This is a genomic window from Kosmotoga sp., assembly GCF_982836095.1.
In genome coordinates, this window is record NZ_CEYIHJ010000061.1 from 8,619 (window position 1) to 9,742 (window position 1,124).

1 protein-coding gene is annotated in these 1,124 nt (G+C 42.2%); it reads right to left on the bottom strand.

Going from position 1 to position 1,124, the window contains the following annotated elements:
- On the bottom strand, window positions 1–1,124 hold a 1,124-nt coding region (gene purB / locus AC3LHT_RS05565), incomplete at both ends, for an adenylosuccinate lyase (RefSeq protein ID WP_488662218.1).

A 1,124-nucleotide genomic window follows, 5' to 3' on the forward strand; every position in this document is an offset into this window, starting at 1 on the left:
TGAAACGACGTCCAGAAAATCTACCTGCTCGTTCCACGACTTTGCAGCGCATTTTTGAATAAGTTTATAAGCTTCTTCGCGGCTCATGCCCTTTTCAATAAGAGCAAGCATAATGCGCTGTGAATATATCAAATTATGAGAATCCTTGAAGTTTTCTGTCATGCGTAATTGATCAACAAATAAGTTATTCACCAGATAAGTAGCCTTGTTGAGCATATAAAAAGCCAACATGGTAGCATCTGGGAAAACCAATCGCTCTGTCGATGAATGAGAAATATCCCTTTCATGCCATAAAGTAATGTTCTCATATCCCACAATGGCATAGCTTCTGAGCATTCGTGCCATGCCACATAGCCTTTCACATAATACAGGGTTCTTTTTATGAGGCATGGCTGAAGAGCCTCTCTGGCCTTTTTTGAAAGGCTCCTGTACTTCCAGGACTTCTGTTCTCTGAAGATGCCGGATTTCCGTAGCCATGCGTTCTATACCGGCTCCAATTAATGCAAGGGTGCTTAAAAATTCAGCGTGATGATCTCTTGGCACAACCTGAGTGGAGACCTTTGAAGGGAACAGGCCAAGGCTTTGCAAGGCTATTCTTTCAATCTCAGGAGGTATATTAGCGTAATTCCCAACAGCACCGCTGATCTTAGCGTGGGAAATACTCTCTATACTTCTTTGAAGACGACTGAGATTTCTCTCAAATTCAGCAAGAAAAGAAAGAACTTTTAAACCAAAAGAGGTTGGTTCTGCATGAACTCCATGGGTTCTACCGATGGTTATTGTATTCTTGTGTTTCATAGCGAGTTTTTGCAGCACACCTATCAGGCGCTTTAACTCCAAGGCAATGAGTTTACCTGAACGCTTTAGCACAAGAGAAAGAGCTGTATCTACTATGTCCGACGACGTCAAGCCTTTGTGAAAATATCTTGCTTCATCTCCCATGTTTTCCGTAACTGATTTTATGAAAGCGATTACATCGTGATCGACGTTACCCTCGATTTCATGAATTCGTTCTACATTTATCACAGCTTTTCTCTTTATTAGCTCAGCAGTGCCTCTGGGTGCCATATTCAGCGTTTCCAGGGCTCTCACAACTGCTATTTCCACTTCAAGCCAACGAAGAT